The sequence below is a fragment of the Sphingobium sp. 22B genome (genome assembly GCF_001580035.1).
Lineage (GTDB): Bacteria > Pseudomonadota > Alphaproteobacteria > Sphingomonadales > Sphingomonadaceae > Sphingobium > Sphingobium fuliginis.
The window spans coordinates 82,766-99,682 of record NZ_LTAB01000010.1; the positions used below are offsets into that span (position 1 = coordinate 82,766).

Genomic DNA, 16,917 nt, shown 5'->3' on the forward strand with positions numbered 1-16,917 from the left:
AATGCCTGGGCTGCTGAAGGCGCTTTCGGGCGCGCTCGGGGCCGGGCTGCTCCTCTTCTCGCTGCCCACAGGGCTGGTCGAAACGGTCGTGGCGTCGAGTGGCCTTAGCGAAGCCATCCCGGCCGCCGCGCCGCCGCTGGGGCTGAAGGCCCGTCTGCTGCTGGCGGGTTTCGGCGCGGCGATGGTCCTGGGCCTGATCTGGGCGGGACAAAGAGAAAAGCGCGTCGCTCTGCTGACGCATGACAAGCAAGGGCGCGGGAACGGCGCCGCAGGAGTGAGTGAAATGGGTTTTGCATTGTCGAAGCTGAACTGGCTGTCGCGTGACCGGAGCAGGTCGGGTCCGGCGCTGCGCCGTGCCGACGCCCATCCCGATGCCCCCGCGCGTCCGCCGATCTTCGCCAGCCGCGACTTTGGCGGTCTCGACATTTTCGCCCGCACCGCGCCCGGACGCGAAGATGGGGAGGCGGAGGCCGCTGTCGAGGCGCCCATCACCGCGCCGGGCAGCCTTTCCATTCCCGGCATGCCGGACAAGATGACGGAGGAAACGGCCTTCGCACGCCTGCAGCGCGCATTTTCGCCGGAGACCGTCGATGCCGACCCTCAGGAGATCGCGCAACCGGCGCAGCCCGAGACCGCTCCCGCGCCTGCGCCCATCGCGCATCTTTCATTGGCGGAACTGACCCAAAGGCTGGAACAGGGTCTTGCCCAGCGCAAGCGCATGGGCCGGCCCGCCTCCGTTCTGGCCGACATGCCGGTCGAAGCCGCCGTGCCCGTGCGCGATAAGGTGGAGCAGGGCGTCGATGAAGCCCTGCGCGCCGCTCTGGGGACTTTGCGGACCATGGCCGGCCGCGCCCGCTGAACCGGCAGGCGAGAGCGCGCTGACGGGCGCTCTCCCTTAATGGCTCTCACCAGTCCTCTATGGTGAGCGCCGACAATTCGACCCACTCGCCGCCCGGCACCGGACGGCGGCAGTCGATGCTGATGTCCGCGACGAAATGGCCGGACAGGCTCCATTCCGCTTCCTCGATTCCCTGGACAAAGGCTGCGCGCCGCTCGGCCGCATCGGGCCCGGCGAGGGTCAGCGCGACGACATGGCGCCGCCCCTGGAACAGCGCGCTCGCCCAGGGACGGCTGACGGCGCGCTCCACCATGACGGTTCCACCCGCCCGCGCGATCAGTTGCGACAGCAGACGGGGCAGGGGGTCGCGCGCTTTCGCCGCACCTTCATTTTGGAGCAGATTCCGGATGGGAGCGTTCACGTGGATGCTTGTCATTCGCCCATGCTCCTGCGATATGTGTTCATGAAATGTTCTACTCGCCTCTTCATTCTCATGCCGGGTTCGCGGCCCCTGCGCAGGTCGAAGACCAGCCGGGGATCGCGCACGCTCTCGCGGCCGAACCGGGTCGCGGGAATGCCGTTTTCCCGCAGAAATTTTTCGACCTCTCGCAACAGCATAGTCCCGCTTCTCCTCTGTCGATTCGATCCGCCTGCGCGAATCCCTCAGGTGATTTTCATGTTGCCTAATTTCCTACTTGTCTAGGAAAATTCCTATCAGTAATGGATGAGATATGGTCGGTATTGGAGAAGATCCGCGCATGGTGCTGGAGCGGCTGATTGCCGAGCGGGGCGACAGCTATTCCGATCTTTCGCGCCTGCTGAACCGCAATCCCGCCTATATCCAGCAGTTCATAAAAAGGGGCACGCCGCGGAAGCTGGATGAGGAGGACCGGCGCATATTGGCCCGCTATTTCGGCGTGGCGGAGGAAATGCTGGGCGGGTCGGTCCCGCGCGGAACCCCGCCGGTCAGGGTGCGGTCGCTGCCTTCGGTGGTCAGCGTGCCGCGGCTTTCGCTGGGCGCTTCGGCTGGGCCGGGTTCGCTGGACGAGGATGAGCGGGCGGCCGGCCTGATGGCCTTCGACGCCAACTGGCTGCGTCATCTGGGCGTTCGGCCGCAGAAAATATCGATCATCCGCGTCGATGGCGAATCCATGGCTCCCACGCTCAGCGATGGCGATGAGATCATGGTCAATCATGACGACGATGCGGGGCGGCTGCGCGACGGCGTCTATGTGCTGCGGCTCGACGGGGTGCTCATGGTGAAGCGCGTGGCCATGGGGCCGCGCAGGGGTTTTTTCTCCGTGCTCAGCGACAATCCCCATTATCCCGACTGGATCGACATCGATCCGGCGCTGGTCGTGATCGTGGGCCGGGTGGTATGGACAGGAAGACGGCTGGTTTAGGGCGGGTTTCGATGTGATTGAATCAGATCGCCGCTATAATCTCTTTATTGTCCGCGATTTCTTGACCAGCGATCGGTTCGATTGCTGGAAATCGCTCTGGGAGGCAGGCTTTTGAACGACAATGGCGCGGTCATCCGCAAGGCCACCGAATGGCGTGGGGCGCGGCTGGCGCTGGCGACGGTGGTGTCGACCTGGGGCTCCGCGCCCCGGCCGCGCGGCAGCCATATGATCGTGCATGAGGACGGCCGGTTCGAAGGCAGCATATCCGGCGGATGCGTCGAGACCGACGTGCTCCAGCGCGCGGCGGAGGTGATCGGGGGACGGCCGGCGAATCTGGAAACCTATGGCGTGGCCGATGGCGACGCCTGGGCGGTAGGCCTGCCCTGCGGCGGGGAAATCAGCGTGCTGGTCCAGCCGGTCAGCCCGGAAGGCTTCGACCCCGCATTGTTCGAGCGGATCGCGGCGGAAAGCGAGAAGGGCAGGGCGCTCACCCTGTCGACGGATCTTGCGACCGGCCTCACGCGGGAAGGGACGGGGGAGGGGCAGTTCCACAACCGCTACGATCCGCCCCGCAGGCTGCTGATCGTCGGTGCTGTGCAGATCGCCCAGTCGCTCAGCGCACTGGCGCGGGCAATCGGCGTCGCTCCCGTCGTCATCGATCCGCGCGGCCGTTTCCTGACGGAGGAGCGTTTCCCTGGCGTCGAACTGGACGACCGCTGGCCGGACGAAGCGGTTGCGGCCCGCTTTCCCGGCGAATCCACCGCGGTCGTGACGCTCAGCCACGACATCAAGATCGATGATCCCGCCTTGGCGGCGGCGCTGCGTGGGCCGACGGGCTACATCGCCGCGCTGGGATCGCGCAAAAGCCATGCGGCGCGGTTGGAACGGCTGGCTGATCTGGGCTTTTCGGCGGAAGAACTGGCGCGCATAGACGGCCCCGCCGGCCTCGACATAGGGGCGATAGGCGCGGCGGAAATCGCCCTCTCCATCGCAGCGGGCATGGTCGCGGGCTTCAACGCCAAGCGCTAAGCCAAGCCTCCCCATCAACGAAGGGGAGGACGGCCAGCCCTAGAGCCACTCGACATTCAGCCCTGACGGCCTGCAAATGACGCTTTTCCGCGCCTCCGGTGCTCACCTACTTTGAGTAGGCTGCGCTCCGGGTCACGGAAAACCATCGTTTTCGGCTCGTCATCATCTGAATGTCGAGTGGCTCTAGCAGCACTTCCCCCCATTTCTGCCCCCATAGCGTGCCTCCTGCCGCTCCCGGAAGAAGGCTGTCCGGTCCATCGGCGCACGCTCGGGATGATGCGCCCGCATATGGCGCAGATAGGCCTCATAATCCGGCACCCCGACCATCATATGCGCCATCTGCCGCAGCCGGTGGAGGAAGATGCTCATTCCGCCGGGACCAGTTGCGCCGGAATTTCCCGTGCGGTCGGCGCCGCCACCTTCCGCGCGGCGAGGCAGGTGCGGATGGTGAACAGCATCACCGCCAACACCACGAACAGGAAGACCGCGACCAGCGCCGCGTCGATCCGGTCGTTGAAGATGATCTGCCGCATCTCCGCCATCGACTTGGCGGGGGCCAGCACCTCTCCCTCGCCCGCCGCGGCGCTGAACCGGGCGGCATGCGCCAGGAAACCGACCTTCGCATCGGCCGAAAACAGCTTGAGGAAGCCCGCCGACAGGGTGCAGATCAGCAGCCAGGCGGTCGGGACCAGCGTCACCCAGGCGAAGCGGTCCCGCTTCATCCGGAACAGCACCGCCGTTCCCAGCATCAGTGCGATGGCCGCCAGCATCTGGTTGGAAATGCCGAACACCGGCCAGAGCGTGTTCACCCCGCCGAGCGGATCGGTCACGCCCTGATAGAGGAAGAAGCCCCAGGCCGCGACGGTCAGCGCCGTTGCGACGATCCCGGGAGCCATGCTCTTGCTGTCCTTGAAGGCGGGCACCGCCAGCGCGATCAGGTCCTGCAACATGAAGCGTCCGGCGCGCGTCCCCGCATCCACGGCTGTCAGGATGAACAATGCCTCGAACAGGATCGCGAAATGATACCAGAAGGCCTTCATCGCCGGCCCGCCCATGATATGGGAGAATATCTCCGCCATCGCCACCGCCAGCGTCGGCGCCCCACCCGCGCGGGAGATGATGCTGTGCTCGCCCACATCCTTCGCGGTCTGCAGGATCAGATCGGGCGAGATGGGGAAGCCCATGGCCGTCACCGCCGCCGCCGCGCTGGCCGCGTCCTTGCCGATCACCGCCGCGGGGCTGTTCATCGTGAAATAGATGCCCGGATCGAGGATCGACGCGCCCACCAGCGCCATGATCGCCACGAACGCCTCCATCAGCATCGCGCCATAGCCGATCATCGGCGCATGGGCTTCGCTGGCGATCAGCTTGGGCGTGGTGCCGCTGGCGATCAGGGCATGGAAGCCCGAAACCGCCCCGCAGGCGATGGTGATGAACAGGAAGGGGAACAATCCGCCCGACCAGACCGGCCCGTTGCCGTTCACGAATTGGGTCACGGCATGCATTTTGAGCGGCGGCGCCATGATGACGATGCCGATCGCCAGCGCCGCGATCGCCCCGATCTTGAGGAACGTCGACAGATAATCGCGCGGCGCCAGCAACAGCCACACCGGCAATACCGACGCTACCGCGCCATAGCCGATCAAGATCCAGCAAAGCTGCACCGGCGTGAAGGTGAAGGCCGGCCCCCAGACCGGCGAAGCGGCGATGTTCTGCCCATAGACGATGGCGGCGAGCAGCCCGACCAGTCCCAGCAGCGACACTTCCCCGATGCGCCCAGGCCTGATCCAGCGCGTATAGGCGCCCATGGCCATCGCCAGCGGCACCGTCGCCGCCACGGTGAACATGCCCCAGGGGCTTTCCGCCAGCGCCTTCACCACGATCAGCGCCAGCACGGCGAGGATGATGACCATGATCATGAAGGCGCCGAACAGCGCGATGGTCCCGGCAACCTGCCCCATTTCCATGCGGATCAGCTCGCCCAGCGACTTGCCGTCGCGGCGCATGGAGATGAAGAGGACCATGAAGTCCTGCACCGCGCCCGCCAGCACCACGCCCGCAATGATCCAGAGCGTTCCGGGCAGATAGCCCATCTGCGCCGCCAGCACCGGTCCCACCAGCGGGCCTGCGCCCGCAATGGCGGCGAAATGATGCCCGAACAGCACCGTCCGGTCGGTCGCCACATAGTCGAGGCCATCGGCCCGCCGGATCGCGGGCGTGGGCCGCGACGGGTCCAGCCGCATCACGTTCCGCGCGATGTAGAGCCCATAATAGCGATAGGCGACGAGGAAGCTGCTGACCGCCGCCACCACGATCCACAGCGCATTGACCGCCTCGCCGCGGGATACAGCCACCACCGACAGCGCCACCGCGCCCATAATCGCTATCATTATCCAGGGAATATGCCGGGTCATCGCTCTCTGATCGCTTGTTCGTTGGAAAGTGCGCACAGTAGAGCCGCAATCTTCAAAGACAATCATCTTGTCCGGAAACCGGACTGCGCGCCCGCTGCCGTTTGAACGGCCAGTCCGTTGCTCCGCCTGCCCAGAGCGCCCACCATATGATCACCGGCTGCGCAGCCAGGCGCGGTCCGTGATACCACCAGCTCAGATGCACGCCGCCAAGCGGAATGTCGTTCAGGGCATGATGGAAATTGGCCGGCCACACGCACAGGGCGTAGAGCGCGAGACCCATGCCCGCCGCCCTGCGCAGCGGCGTCAGCATCAGGCCGATGGCGCCGGCGATCTCGGCCACACCGGTCAGCGCGATCGTCATATGGGGTGCGGGAACCCAGTCAGGCGTGATCGCGACGAAGCCGCCGGGCCGGGTCAGGTGCAGGGTTCCGGCCAGGCCAAAAGCCAAGGCCAGGACCATTTGCGCGACCCGTCTCCCTCTGCCGTGCGGCCTCGCGCCGTCGCGAATCATCCAAGCTCCAGTTCAGCCTCATTCTCGCCGTCCCAGATATGGGCGCGCTGCGCATGGACCTTTATCATGACAAGGCCGGGCGTGTCCGGCCCTTCCTCGAACCAGTCCTGCAACTGGCTGTTCCAATGCGCACGGAACGCATCGCGATCGCGGATCAGGTCGGCGCGGCCCTCCACGGCGATGAACAGCGGGTTCTGCTTGAGCAACCCGGTACGCCCCTGAAAGGACAGGCCGACGCGCGGATCGCGTTCGATGTCCTTCACCATCAGCGTGTCTTCCGTGGTGAAATAAAAGCTGTCGCCGCCATAGGCGACATCCTGGTTGTTGCTCATCGGCCTTGCGCCGATCTGGCCGCCGTCGGCATGGGTCGACAGCATCGCGAAATCGATGTCCTTCATCTTCTCCGCCAGACTGTCGAGCGTCAATTGCATCATCGTCACTCTCCTTGTCCCCTATCGCGCAAACGCATGAAATCAGGGGCGGCTCCACCGGATTCGCCTTGGGCAGGAAAAGAACATATCATGAACGTAATCGACCGATTCGCATGGAGCGAAATGTCATGGAAAACCAGCCCGCCAAGACCCTCTTCCGCCTGTTCTTCGCCCTGAAGCCCACATTGCTGATTGCCCGCCAGACGGATCATTTCGCGGAGGCCATCGCCGGCGGCGCCCGGCGCATCGCCGTGGATCACCAGCATGTGACGCTGGCGATCACCTGCGATTATGTCGAATATCCCTATGCGGTGATCAAGGCGCTGATGCGCGCCGGGACAGGCGTGATGGCGGAACCGTTCGACCTGCGGCTGGACCGGCTCAGCATCGGCAACCGGTCCGCCGCCCTGCGTCCGTCCCATAGCGTGCCGTTGCTCGGCACGCTTCAGAAGCAGATCGCGGCGGGCATGAAAGGCGCGGGGGTGATGCTGCGTCCCGGCTGGAGCTTCAGCCCGCACCAGACGCTGTTCTACCGCGACGGCCCGCCGGAACAGCGTCGGGTCGATGGCTTTGGCTGGCATGTCGACCGGTTCATGCTGATATGCAGCCATGTCGGGCGCACGCATCATGAGACCCTGGCCACCTGGACTCTGAAAGGAAGTGGGCAGTACAGCCTTTTCTAGCCGCTTCGGCTCCCGCGAGGAAAGCCTGCCGGGGATCAGCCGGAACTTGCGTCCTGGCCGATGATCCGGGGCGCCCGCACATAGCCGAAGTCGCCGGTGCCCGACCAGGACCGCCCGTCAGGATAGCGCAGTTCGATTCCCGCCAGATCCCGTTCGTCGGCCAGGCGCATGTTGACGCCCATCATGCCGTTTCCGAACCGGGATACCGCGCTGGCGGATAGGGTGAAATGGGTGGTCGATCCGCATCGACCGCAAAACTGGATCTCCGCCGCCGGATCGTCCTTGTCCTCCCGGCAATAGCTTTGCGTGGCGCCCTCGACACGCACTTCGCGGGGGTCGAGATAGGCCCAGTGCGCGCCCGTTTTGCTGCACAGCGTGCAGTTGCATGCATTGATGAACGCCGGGCGTTTCTCGATCGTCAGGCCGATCCGACCGCAGAGGCAGGTGATCCTCACCATCGGCCGGGCCTCACCCTTGGGTCACGCTTTCCAGCACGGCGGCGCGCAATTCGGGAAGTCCCATGCCCTTTTCACTCGACGTCGCGATGATGTCCGGATGCGCGGCGGGCCGTTTGCGGATCGCCTCGGCCACGGCCTCGTGGACTTCCGCCAGATGGCTGGCCTTCACCTTGTCCGCCTTGGTCAGGACGATGCGATAGCTGACCGCCGCAGCGTCCAGCATGTCGAGGATGTCGGTATCGACATCCTTGATGCCGTGGCGGCTGTCGATCAGCACCAGCGTGCGCTTCAGCTTCGCCCGTCCGCGCAGATAGTCGTTCACCAGGAACCGCCATTTGCGCACCATGTCCTTGGGCGCGCGGGCATAGCCATAGCCCGGCATGTCGACCAGCCGGAAGCGCAACGGGTCGCCCACGTCGAAGAAATTCAGCTCCTGCGTCCGTCCCGGCGTATTGGACGTGCGGGCAAGGCCGTTGCGGTTCGTCAGCGCATTCAGCAACGATGATTTGCCGACATTGGACCGCCCCGCAAATGCCACCTCGTTCACCGCCATGTCGGGCAGGAATTTGAGGTCGGGCGCGGATTTGAGGAAGGCGATGGGGCCGGCAAAGACCTTGCGCGCTTCCTCGATCAATTCAGCCTGTTCCTGTTCGGTCAACGCCCCGGCCTTATTTCGCGGTCGCGGCGCTGAGTTGCGGGTGGCGCTTGTAGAGCCACCATTGCTGCAACATCGACAGGCAGTTGTTGGTGATCCAGTAAACCAGCAGGCCCGCCGCGAAGGGCGCCATGATGAACATCATCATCCACGGCATGATCGCGAACACCTGCTGCTGCATCGGGTCCATCTGCGCCGGGTTCAGCTTGAACTGGAAGTACATGCTGATGCCCAGCAGCAGCGCCAGCACGCCGATCCCCAGGAAGGCGGGCGGGGTGAAGGGCAACAGGCCGAACAGGTTGACGATGTGCAGCGGATCGGGCGCGCTCAGATCCTTGATCCATAACACGAAGGGCTGGTGGCGCATTTCGATGGTGAGCTGCAGCACCTTGTAGAGCGCGAAGAAGATCGGGATCTGGATGAAGATCGGCAGACAGCCCGCGAGCGGATTCACCTTCTCGCGCTTGTAGAGCTCCATCATCTCCTGCTGGAGCTTGGGCTTGTCGTCCCTATATTTCTCCTGCAGCGCCTTCATCTTGGGCTGCACCGCGCGCATCGCCGCCATGCTGGCGAACTGGCGCTGGGCGACGGGGAACATCAGGCCGCGCACCACGAAGGTCAGGCAGATGATCGCCACGCCGAAATTGCCGATATGTTCGAACAGCCAGTGGAGCAGGGCGAAGATCGGCTTTTCGAACCAGTAGAACCAGCCCCAGTCGATCGCCCGGTCGAACAGCGGAACGCCGGCGTCCTGATAGGCTTCCAGCGTCTTCACCTCCTTGGCGCCGACGAACAGCCGGTTGGTCTGCGTCACTGCCTTGCCCGGCGCGACCATGATGGAGGCCAGCGACACGTCGGTCTGGAACTGCGTGCCGGCACCTTTACGCATCTGGCCGGTGAAGGCGGCCTTCTGGTCGGGAATCAGGGCGGAGAGCCAATATTTGTCGGTGAAGCCGATCCAGCCGCCGGTCGACTGGAAGCTCTGCGTCGCCGGACCCTTTTCCAGATCCTTGTAGTTCACGTCATAATTGGCCGCGCCGTTGAACACCCCCATCGGGCCGACATGGATCGTCCAGGTGTCGGGATCGGCCGAGGGAGTCGCCCGGCTGACATAGCCGTAGCTCTTGACGCCCACCGCGCCGGCGCCGCTGTTCGACACCTTCTGCTGCGCGGTGATCATGTAATTTTCGTCGATGGAATAGCGGATCTCGAAGGTCTGGCCCGCGCCATTGTTCCAGGTCAGCGTGACCGGGCTGGACGGGGTCAGTTCCTTGGCCGACGCCGTCCACAGCGTGCTGCCGTCCGGGGTCTTCACCCCTTCGCCCTGCCAGCCGAAGCCGGCGAAATAGGCGTGCCGGGTGCCGCTGGGGCTGTAGAGGCGAATGGCCGGCGACGCCTTGGCGATCGTTTCCTTGTAGGTCGGCAGCACGATGTCGTCGATGCGCGCGCCCTTCAGGTTGATCGATCCGGTGATCTTGGGCGTGCGGATGGGCACGCGCGGGCTGTCCTTCAGCGCCAGCGCCAGGTCGCGGACCGCAGCGGACCCTTCCGCCGCGGGGGCGGCGCCGGACGGGGTGAGCGGCGTGGTCTTGCCGCCCTCGATCTTCGTGGCCGGCGGATTGGCGGCGGGGAAGAAATATTTGGCGACATAGGGCCAGCCGAACAGGATCGCCGCGGTCAGCAGCACCGCCAGGATGATATTCTTCTTGTCGTCCACGCTTGTCGGCTCCGCCGTATCTCGAAAATTCGTATCAGGGGACCGGATCGTAACCCGAACCGCCCCATGGGTGGCATCGCATTAGCCGCTTCGTGGCCAGCCAGCTACCCTTCACCGCACCATATTTGCCGATCGCCTGAATCGCATATTCGGAACAGGAGGGCGCATAGCGGCAGGAAGGAGGCAAAATGCGCGAAGGCCCAAGCTGCCAGAAGCGCGCGATCAGGATGAAAAGGCGGGCGATCACGGCCTGCCCCTGCCATGTCTGCCCCTGCCATGTTCCTGCGAGGGCGGGAAGCCCGTTCCGCCGCTGCCTTCCGTCGCGACCCCGGGTTCCTGCCTGCGCAGGGGTGCCGTGTCTTTCGGAGGGGAAGGCCGCCCCTTCCTGCGCGGCGCCTCATCAACAGGCCGGCTCATCACCTTGCCCAGCGCCTTTTCCAGCTCCCGGCGAAGCAGGCCGAAGTCGCGCTCGATACCCTCGGCGCGCCCGATCAGCACATGATCCGCTCCGGCTATGCCATGCGCCGGCAACAGCTCCCGCGCCAGAACGCGAAAGCGGCGCTTCATCCGGTTGCGGATGACAGCGCCGCCAATCTTTTTCGTGACCGTGATGCCGTACCGCATCGCCGGATCGCCGTCGCCGCGTTCGCGCACCAGCAGGACAAAGCCTGGCATGGGCGCGCGCCGCCCGCGATTCGCCGCCAGAAAATCAGCGCGCCGGGTCATGACCGCAGGCGCGCGCTCAAGCGGCGCGTCGTTCAGGCGCTCAGGCTCTTGCGGCCGCGTGCACGACGAGCGCGCAGCACGTTGCGGCCGCCGGGGGTCGCCATGCGAGCGCGGAAACCGTGACGGCGCTTCCGAACCAGATTGCTCGGCTGATAGGTGCGCTTCATCGTTCATTCCTCAAAAAACTAAAAGAATCGGGCGTGACAAAAAAGGGCCGCCGGGCGGGCGGCCGCATGTCAGGGGGCGTCCGATAGGCAAAAGGGAGAGGCGAGTCAATGGCGGAGGAGAAGGTCGTGATGGTTTCGAGGACGGTTGAGCGCGATGTCGGATTCCGGTCGAGCGCTGCCGTCCGTGGATCATCATACCGTGGGAACCTGGCTCTCATGAGCCGCCTGTCTCATTCGAGTGCTTCGCAGGAGCACGGTGCGCTTCATGGGGTGCGCTTCAAGGAAAGCGGAAGGTCAGCAAACCGCGCGGAAGCCGCCGCTTACTTCCCCCGCGCCGACGCCACCGCGGCCTTCAGGGCGTCATAGCCCACGGCCCCGTTCAGCACCTGACCCCCGATGACGAAGGTCGGCGTGCCGCTTGCCTGCAGTTTCTGCGCCAGCCCGATATTGGACTGGATCTCCGCATCATATCTGCCCCCCGCGATCGCCGCCTGCGCTGCCTTCGCGTCGATCCCGACCTTCGCCGCCGCCGCGAGGATCGTCTCATGCGTTACCTTGCCCGCTGCATAGAGCGCCCGGTGGAAGGGCATATACTGGTTCTTCTCCGCCGCCAGCAGCGACACCTTCGCGGCATCGATGCTCTCGTCGGACAGGATCGGCAGTTCGCGATAGACGACCTTCACCCTCTTGTCCTCACCCACCAGCCTGGCGAGATCGGGCAGCGACGCCCGGCAATAGCCGCAGGCATAGTCGAAAAATTCGACCACGGTCACATCGCCATTGGCGGCCCCTTCCCACGCGCCGGCATAGGGGGTCTCGATCGTCTTGCGACTGGCGTCTATCATGCCCGACATCCGCTTCGCCTGCAGCTTCTCGACCGCCTGCGGGATGATCTCGGGATGTTCCAGGATATAGTCGTGCACGATCTGCTCGATGGCGGCCTTGTCCCCGGCGTCGACGCGGCCCGTGCTCTGGGTGCCGAGCGCCGCGCCCGTCGCGGTGGCGGCGATGAAGGCGAAAACGCCAAGGGTCATCATGATGGTCCTGTTGGAAAGCGCTGCGCGAAAGCTGGGCCGCCTTTGATCTGTCATCGTTTCTTTCGCTTCTGCTCGACGGCTGCGCGGGAAACCATGGCGATATCCTGCGCGCGCAGATAGTCAACCGTGCCCGGCTTCAATCCCTGCATTGCGGCGTCGGCGCTGCGCAGCGCCATCTGATCCTCGCCCATCATCGAATAGCGTTCCGCCGTCGCCAGCGCGGCGCGGGGCAGGTCGCCGCGATGTTCATAGACCACGCCCAACTGGTACCAGGCGAAGGGATTTTCCCGGTCCCGCGCAATGGCGTTGCGCAGCACCTTTTCCGCCTCCGCGAAATTCGCGTCATTTTCCGTCGCGATCAGCGCATGGCCCAGCAGCGTGGCGATCAGCGGCTGGTTGGTGAGCTGCACGGCCTCCCGCAGCGGCGGGATGGCGTCGGCGGGCTTGCCGCTTTCCAGCAGCACCTGCCCCTTCAGTTCCAGAAAATAGGGATCGTGCGGCGCGGCGGCCAGCAGGGCGTCGACCTCCGCCAGCGCCTTGTCCGGATAGGCGCTCTTGTGCCAGGCATAGGCGCGGGCATAATGCGCCGGCAGCGACTGGTCGCTTTCGGGATATTTGAGCAGGGTCTGGTTCGGTTCCGACACGAAGCCGACAAGCTTCGCCTTGATCCGTTCGAACCGCGCCTCCAGCTTCGGGTCCATCGGCTTGTCCCAGGCGGGATCGACCGTATAGACTTCCCGCAGCACATTGATGCGCTCGCCTGAAAGGGGGTGGGTGCGGCCGTAACTGTCGTCCTGCGGAATGGCGAGGCGATATTCCTGGTTCTGCAGCTTCTTGAAGAATTCCAGGCTGCCCTTGCCCGAAACCCCCGCCTTGCTGAGATAGCGCGCGCCGGCAAGGTCGGCGGAGCTTTCCTGCGCCCGCGAAAAGGCCAGGAACTTGCCCATCGCCGCCTGCTGCCCCATGCCCAATATGCCCATGCCCGCTTCCGCGCCGCCCGCCGCGATCGCCGCCGCGCCCAGCACCAGGCTGAGCAGGGTGATGCCGGTCGCCTCCTTCATCCCTTCCCCGTAACGGATGACATGGCCGCCCTCGATATGGCCGAGTTCATGCGCGACCACGCCCTGCACCTGGTTCACATTGTCGGCGGCCGCGATCAGCCCGCTATGCACCCAGACATATTGGCCGCCCGCCACGAAGGCGTTGATATTGGGATCGTTGATGACCAGCACCTGGACATTGCGCGGCTCCATGCCGGCCGCCTGGACCAGCGGTGCGGACATGTCGGCCATGAACGCCTCTGTCTCCGCGTCCCGCAGGATCTGCTGCGCCGCGGCCGGGCGCGACAAGAGGGCGAGCGATGCGGCGGCGATGGCCGCGAAACGAAGCCAGCGCGCGGTCATGCGAGGATGGTTCGGCGTGCAGGGGCGGTGCGGGGCAGGGGAAAAGGCTCCATCGCTGACTGTCAATGCCGTCCAGGGGATGAACGGCAACTGAAAGGCGTTATGTAGCCCATAAAGCGGCAGGTCCAATAGGGGCTTTGGCGGGAAGCGAACACCCACTTTATCCCTCTCCCTGGAGGGAGAGGGCTGCGCAGACTTGGCAGCTTGCTGCCTAGTCGTAGCTGGGTGAGGGGGGTGCGATCCAAAGGATCGCGTGGGCCGCAGGCCCGCTCCCCTCTCATCCAGATCAGCCCCGGCTCCTTCGTCGCCAAAGCTTCCCATCCTTCTCCTTCCACGGATAAGGAAGGTCCTGAAATAGCTGCAAAATCCCACCCGGGACTTCAGCCTTCCGAAAATGAAAACGCCGCCGTCCGGCCGCCCGAAGCGGCAAGACAGCGGCGTCTTTCCATCGCCTGTCGGCTTACTGGCCGAAGGTGCGCTGCCACCAGCCGCGGCGCGGCGCGCCATCGTCACCTTCGTCTGCCGCTTCGGCTTCTCCGTTCACGATGAGCGTCTCCGCAGCCTCATCGGATGGAACGGCCTCGACGGGCGTTTCAACGGATGACGCGGTCTCGGCGGCAACGGCTTCCTCGACCACCGGATCGGCCTTCTTGCGACGCGTGCGCTTGGGCTTGGCCGGCGCCTCTTCGGCGGCGGGCGCTTCCGGTGCAGCCTCGGCAGCAGGTGCTTCCTCCGCCACCGGATCGGCCTTTTTGCGGCGCGTGCGCTTGGGCTTGGCCGGCGCCTCTTCGGCGGCGGCCGCTTCCGGCACGGCTTCGACGGGCGTTTCCACGGGAGCTTCGACCGCAACGGCTTCCACCGCTTCGGCGGCAGGCGCGGCGCTTTCCTTCGCCTTGCGTGCACGGGGGCGGCGGCGGGTCTTGGGCGCTTCTTCCTCGGCAGGGGCTTCGGGCGTTGCTTCCGCCACGGGCTCCTGAACGACTTCGGCCTCGACGGCTTCGACCGCTTCCTCGCTTGCAACCGAGCCTTCGCTCACCGCTTCCTCGCCGGCTTCGCGGCGGCGGCGTCCGCCCCGGCGGCCCCGACGACCGCGACGACGGCCTTCGCCCTCCGCTTCGGCGGCGGCTTCGGCCGGAACAGCCTCGGCCTCGCCCTCGATCTCGGCTTCCTCTTCAGCGCTGTCGGCGTCCTCGCCAGCCTCGCCTTGGGTCTCCGACTCGGCGCGATGCTCGTCGCGCTGACCGCCGCGACGGCGACGACGGCGGCGACGGCGACGGCCGCCTCCTTCCCGATCATCGCCGCGATCCTCGCCCCGCTCGGCGCGTTCCTCCTGCGCGGCGTCGACTTCCTCGATCTCTTCCTCGTCCAGTTCCTCGATGACGTCGAGATCGTCATCCTCTTCCGCGATCGGCGTATAGTCGACCACCCGCTCCGGACGCGGCCCGCTGGCCTCGACCGACATGCGCGCGCCTTCGACCTCGCCATCGGGCAGGATCGCGATGCGCACGCCATAGCGCTGCTCGATCTCGTCCAGCTCCCGGCGCTTGTTGTTGAGCACGTAGAAGGCCGCTTCCTGGCTCGCCCGCAGCGTGATCAGGCTGCCGCGACCGCGCGCCGCCTCCTCTTCCAGCATGCGCAGCGCGCTGAGGCCCGCCGACGAAGCGGTGCGGACCAGCCCCGTACCTTCGCAATGCGGGCACTGGCGGGTCGATGCTTCCAGCACGCCGGTGCGCAGCCGCTGGCGGCTCATTTCCATGAGGCCGAAGCCGGAGATCCGGCCGACCTGGATACGGGCGCGATCGTCCTTCAGCGCCTCCTTCATCGCCTTCTCGACCTTGCGGATGTTGGAGTTCATCTCCATGTCGATGAAGTCGATGACGACCAGGCCCGCCATGTCGCGCAGGCGCAACTGACGCGCAATCTCCCGCGCCGCTTCCAGATTGGTGGCGACAGCGGTCTGCTCGATGCCATGCTCGCGGGTCGACCGGCCGGAATTGATGTCGATCGAAACCAGCGCCTCGGTCGGATTGATGACCAGATAGCCGCCGGACTTGAGCTGCACGACAGGATTGTACATCGCCGCGAGCTGGTCCTCGACGCTGGCGCGCTGGAACAGCGACACCGCGTCGGCATATTGCTTCACCCGGCGCGCATGGCTGGGCATCAGCAGCTTCATGAAGTCCTTGGCCGCCTTATAGCCATATTCGCCTTCGACGATGACCTCTTCAATATCCTTGTTGTAGATGTCGCGGATCGCCCGCTTGATGAGGTCGCTGTCATTGTGGATCAGCGCGGGCGCGTCCGACTTCAGCGTCTTCTCGCGGATTTCGTCCCACAGGCGCGCCAGATAGTCGAAGTCGCGCTTGATCTCCGGCTTGGTGCGCTGGAGGCCCGCGGTGCGGACGATGCAGCCCATGGTTGAGGGCAGGTTCATCTCCGCGATGATCGACTTCAGCCGCTTGCGGTCGGCGGCGTTGCTGATCTTGCGCGAAATCCCGCCGCCATGGCTGGTGTTCGGCATCAGCACGCAATAGCGGCCGGCAAGCGACAGGTAAGTGGTCAGCGCCGCGCCCTTGTTGCCGCGCTCCTCCTTGACGACCTGCACCAGCAGCACCTGGCGGCGCTTGATGACGTCCTGGATCTTGTAGCGGCGGCGCAGCGCCATGCGCTTGCGGCGCAGTTCGTCGGCGGCATCGTCGCCCTTGCCGCGGCGGCCGCGGCCCCTGCCGTTATCGCCGCCATTGCCGTTCTCGGCCGTTTCCTCGCCATGATCCTCATCGTCATGATGATGGGTGGCCTCGACGACTTCCAGCCCGCCGTCGGCGGCGACATCCTCGTCATCCTCGACCTCGGCGCGCAGCGCGGCCTCTTCCTCCGCATGGGCGCGTTCCTCGCGCAGCAGCGCTTCGCGGTCCTCGCGGGGGATCTGATAATAGTCGGGGTGGATTTCGCTGAAAGCCAGGAAACCGTGCCGATTGCCGCCATAATCGACGAAGGCCGCCTGCAACGACGGTTCTACGCGGGTGACCTTGGCGAGGTAGATATTGCCCTTGAGCTGCTTGTGCTCGGCCGATTCGAAGTCGAACTCCTCGATCCGGTTACCTTTGACGACCGCGACCCGGGTTTCTTCCCGGTGGCGCGCATCGATCAGCATACGCATTGTCATTTATTGTTCTCCGGCGCTGGCGGCCGACGGCACTGGGCCGGGCTGCCGCGCGATAGTAAGGGGGCGGCGCGAGTTGCTGCATCGCCCGGTTTGGCATGGAAAATTGCGTGTCTGCTGCCGGGGCAGGGCCGGACCATGTGCCGGACACCACCAACCACGCCGCATCGCCCGGGATCGGGTTCAGCGTGGATTGGAAATCATGCCTCATGCAGCGTCAACCTGTTCGTGCATCGGTTCCGGGCGTTGCCGCCCGCCGGTGCCATCGTGAATATCCCCGAA

19 protein-coding genes are annotated in these 16,917 nt (G+C 65.3%); 4 read left to right on the top strand and 15 right to left on the bottom strand.

Features of this window, described 5'->3' with window-relative positions; translation table 11 throughout:
- The first annotated feature begins 1 nt into the window (after window position 1).
- Window positions 2–859: a hypothetical protein gene (locus A0J57_RS11375; RefSeq protein ID WP_048577051.1), complete on the top strand. Its 858-nt coding sequence runs from the start codon at window positions 2–4 to the stop codon at window positions 857–859.
- A gap of 46 nt (window positions 860–905) precedes the next feature.
- Here A0J57_RS11375 and A0J57_RS11380 read toward each other — a convergent pair whose 3' ends face one another.
- Together A0J57_RS11380 and A0J57_RS11385 are read right to left on the bottom strand one after the other, a co-directional pair.
- Complete coding sequence (locus tag A0J57_RS11380) at window positions 906–1,274, bottom strand: hypothetical protein (RefSeq protein WP_044661512.1); 369 nt, start codon at window positions 1,272–1,274, stop codon at window positions 906–908.
- Complete coding sequence (locus A0J57_RS11385) at window positions 1,271–1,456, bottom strand: hypothetical protein (RefSeq protein WP_025549299.1); 186 nt, start codon at window positions 1,454–1,456, stop codon at window positions 1,271–1,273. The genes A0J57_RS11380 and A0J57_RS11385 overlap by 4 nt, the downstream gene beginning before the upstream one ends.
- A gap of 113 nt (window positions 1,457–1,569) precedes the next feature.
- On the opposite strand from A0J57_RS11385, the gene A0J57_RS11390 reads away from it, so the two are divergent.
- Together A0J57_RS11390 and A0J57_RS11395 are read left to right on the top strand one after the other, a co-directional pair.
- The gene (locus tag A0J57_RS11390; protein WP_044661513.1) at window positions 1,570–2,241 is read left to right on the top strand and encodes a S24 family peptidase; all 672 of its coding nucleotides are present in this window, start codon (window positions 1,570–1,572) and stop codon (window positions 2,239–2,241) included.
- 111 nt (window positions 2,242–2,352) lie between these two features.
- Window positions 2,353–3,270 carry an XdhC family protein gene (locus A0J57_RS11395; RefSeq protein WP_061935829.1) on the top strand — a complete coding sequence of 306 codons (918 nt, stop codon included), beginning with the start codon at window positions 2,353–2,355 and terminating at the stop codon, window positions 3,268–3,270.
- A 183-nt stretch (window positions 3,271–3,453) separates the two neighbouring features.
- On the opposite strand, the gene A0J57_RS11400 is transcribed toward A0J57_RS11395, so the two are convergent.
- The 4 genes from A0J57_RS11400 to A0J57_RS11415 are packed head-to-tail and all read right to left on the bottom strand — an operon-like array spanning window position 3,454 to window position 6,629.
- The gene (locus tag A0J57_RS11400) at window positions 3,454–3,639 is read right to left on the bottom strand and encodes a YbdD/YjiX family protein (RefSeq protein WP_048577049.1); all 186 of its coding nucleotides are present in this window, start codon (window positions 3,637–3,639) and stop codon (window positions 3,454–3,456) included.
- Entirely contained in the window at window positions 3,636–5,684 is a 2,049-nt protein-coding gene (locus tag A0J57_RS11405) for a carbon starvation CstA family protein (RefSeq protein ID WP_061935682.1), read from the bottom strand. The genes A0J57_RS11400 and A0J57_RS11405 overlap by 4 nt, the downstream gene beginning before the upstream one ends.
- A 52-nt stretch (window positions 5,685–5,736) precedes the next feature.
- Window positions 5,737–6,144, bottom strand: a complete 408-nt coding sequence (locus A0J57_RS11410; RefSeq protein WP_048577047.1) for a DoxX family protein — start codon at window positions 6,142–6,144, stop codon at window positions 5,737–5,739.
- A gap of 47 nt (window positions 6,145–6,191) precedes the next feature.
- Entirely contained in the window at window positions 6,192–6,629 is a 438-nt protein-coding gene (locus A0J57_RS11415) for a pyridoxamine 5'-phosphate oxidase family protein (protein ID WP_061935685.1), read from the bottom strand.
- A gap of 125 nt (window positions 6,630–6,754) precedes the next feature.
- Here A0J57_RS11415 and A0J57_RS11420 point away from each other — a divergent pair, with 125 nt between their 5' ends.
- A complete protein-coding gene (locus tag A0J57_RS11420; protein WP_061935831.1) occupies window positions 6,755–7,309 on the top strand; it encodes a 2'-5' RNA ligase family protein in 555 nt (184 codons plus the stop codon).
- A 35-nt stretch (window positions 7,310–7,344) separates the two neighbouring features.
- Here A0J57_RS11420 and A0J57_RS11425 read toward each other — a convergent pair whose 3' ends face one another.
- From A0J57_RS11425 to A0J57_RS11465, 9 genes are all read right to left on the bottom strand, one after another.
- Window positions 7,345–7,767, bottom strand: a complete 423-nt coding sequence (locus A0J57_RS11425) for a GFA family protein (RefSeq protein ID WP_044661517.1) — start codon at window positions 7,765–7,767, stop codon at window positions 7,345–7,347.
- Window positions 7,768–7,777: 10 nt separating this feature from the next.
- On the bottom strand, window positions 7,778–8,425 hold the full coding sequence (gene yihA, locus A0J57_RS11430; protein ID WP_025551804.1) for a ribosome biogenesis GTP-binding protein YihA/YsxC: 648 nt from the start codon (window positions 8,423–8,425) through the stop codon (window positions 7,778–7,780).
- 10 nt (window positions 8,426–8,435) lie between these two features.
- The gene (gene yidC / locus A0J57_RS11435) at window positions 8,436–10,139 is read right to left on the bottom strand and encodes a membrane protein insertase YidC (RefSeq protein ID WP_061935688.1); all 1,704 of its coding nucleotides are present in this window, start codon (window positions 10,137–10,139) and stop codon (window positions 8,436–8,438) included.
- Window positions 10,140–10,173: 34 nt separating this feature from the next.
- Window positions 10,174–10,386: a membrane protein insertion efficiency factor YidD gene (gene yidD / locus A0J57_RS11440; RefSeq protein ID WP_025551802.1), complete on the bottom strand. Its 213-nt coding sequence runs from the start codon at window positions 10,384–10,386 to the stop codon at window positions 10,174–10,176.
- Entirely contained in the window at window positions 10,383–10,865 is a 483-nt protein-coding gene (rnpA, locus tag A0J57_RS11445; protein ID WP_235600849.1) for a ribonuclease P protein component, read from the bottom strand. The genes yidD and rnpA overlap by 4 nt, the downstream gene beginning before the upstream one ends.
- Window positions 10,866–10,897: 32 nt before the next feature.
- Window positions 10,898–11,032 (bottom strand): 50S ribosomal protein L34, encoded by a 135-nt coding sequence (gene rpmH / locus A0J57_RS11450; protein WP_007683189.1) that lies wholly within the window; start codon window positions 11,030–11,032, stop codon window positions 10,898–10,900.
- 320 nt (window positions 11,033–11,352) lie between these two features.
- Complete coding sequence (locus tag A0J57_RS11455) at window positions 11,353–12,123, bottom strand: DsbA family protein (protein WP_044661519.1); 771 nt, start codon at window positions 12,121–12,123, stop codon at window positions 11,353–11,355.
- Complete coding sequence (locus A0J57_RS11460; protein ID WP_061935692.1) at window positions 12,120–13,472, bottom strand: M48 family metalloprotease; 1,353 nt, start codon at window positions 13,470–13,472, stop codon at window positions 12,120–12,122. Before A0J57_RS11460 ends, A0J57_RS11455 begins: the two co-directional genes overlap by 4 nt.
- A gap of 460 nt (window positions 13,473–13,932) precedes the next feature.
- Window positions 13,933–16,638 carry a ribonuclease E/G gene (locus tag A0J57_RS11465; protein WP_216820922.1) on the bottom strand — a complete coding sequence of 902 codons (2,706 nt, stop codon included), beginning with the start codon at window positions 16,636–16,638 and terminating at the stop codon, window positions 13,933–13,935.
- Window positions 16,639–16,917 lie beyond the last annotated feature (279 nt).

Coding starts and splice junctions, on each gene's coding strand:
- A0J57_RS11400 (WP_048577049.1), bottom strand. CDS start 3,639: ATGAGCATCTTCCTCCACCGGCTGCGGCAGATGGCGCATATGATGGTC.
- A0J57_RS11460 (WP_061935692.1), bottom strand. CDS start 13,472: ATGACCGCGCGCTGGCTTCGTTTCGCGGCCATCGCCGCCGCATCGCTC.
- A0J57_RS11465 (WP_216820922.1), bottom strand. CDS start 16,638: ATGACAATGCGTATGCTGATCGATGCGCGCCACCGGGAAGAAACCCGG.
- A0J57_RS11390 (WP_044661513.1), top strand. CDS start 1,570: ATGGTCGGTATTGGAGAAGATCCGCGCATGGTGCTGGAGCGGCTGATT.
- A0J57_RS11425 (WP_044661517.1), bottom strand. CDS start 7,767: ATGGTGAGGATCACCTGCCTCTGCGGTCGGATCGGCCTGACGATCGAG.
- A0J57_RS11385 (WP_025549299.1), bottom strand. CDS start 1,456: ATGCTGTTGCGAGAGGTCGAAAAATTTCTGCGGGAAAACGGCATTCCC.
- A0J57_RS11375 (WP_048577051.1), top strand. CDS start 2: ATGCCTGGGCTGCTGAAGGCGCTTTCGGGCGCGCTCGGGGCCGGGCTG.
- A0J57_RS11415 (WP_061935685.1), bottom strand. CDS start 6,629: ATGATGCAATTGACGCTCGACAGTCTGGCGGAGAAGATGAAGGACATC.
- A0J57_RS11410 (WP_048577047.1), bottom strand. CDS start 6,144: ATGGTCCTGGCCTTGGCTTTTGGCCTGGCCGGAACCCTGCACCTGACC.
- A0J57_RS11405 (WP_061935682.1), bottom strand. CDS start 5,684: ATGACCCGGCATATTCCCTGGATAATGATAGCGATTATGGGCGCGGTG.
- A0J57_RS11455 (WP_044661519.1), bottom strand. CDS start 12,123: ATGACAGATCAAAGGCGGCCCAGCTTTCGCGCAGCGCTTTCCAACAGG.
- rpmH (WP_007683189.1), bottom strand. CDS start 11,032: ATGAAGCGCACCTATCAGCCGAGCAATCTGGTTCGGAAGCGCCGTCAC.
- A0J57_RS11380 (WP_044661512.1), bottom strand. CDS start 1,274: ATGACAAGCATCCACGTGAACGCTCCCATCCGGAATCTGCTCCAAAAT.
- rnpA (WP_235600849.1), bottom strand. CDS start 10,865: ATGACCCGGCGCGCTGATTTTCTGGCGGCGAATCGCGGGCGGCGCGCG.
- A0J57_RS11420 (WP_061935831.1), top strand. CDS start 6,755: ATGGAAAACCAGCCCGCCAAGACCCTCTTCCGCCTGTTCTTCGCCCTG.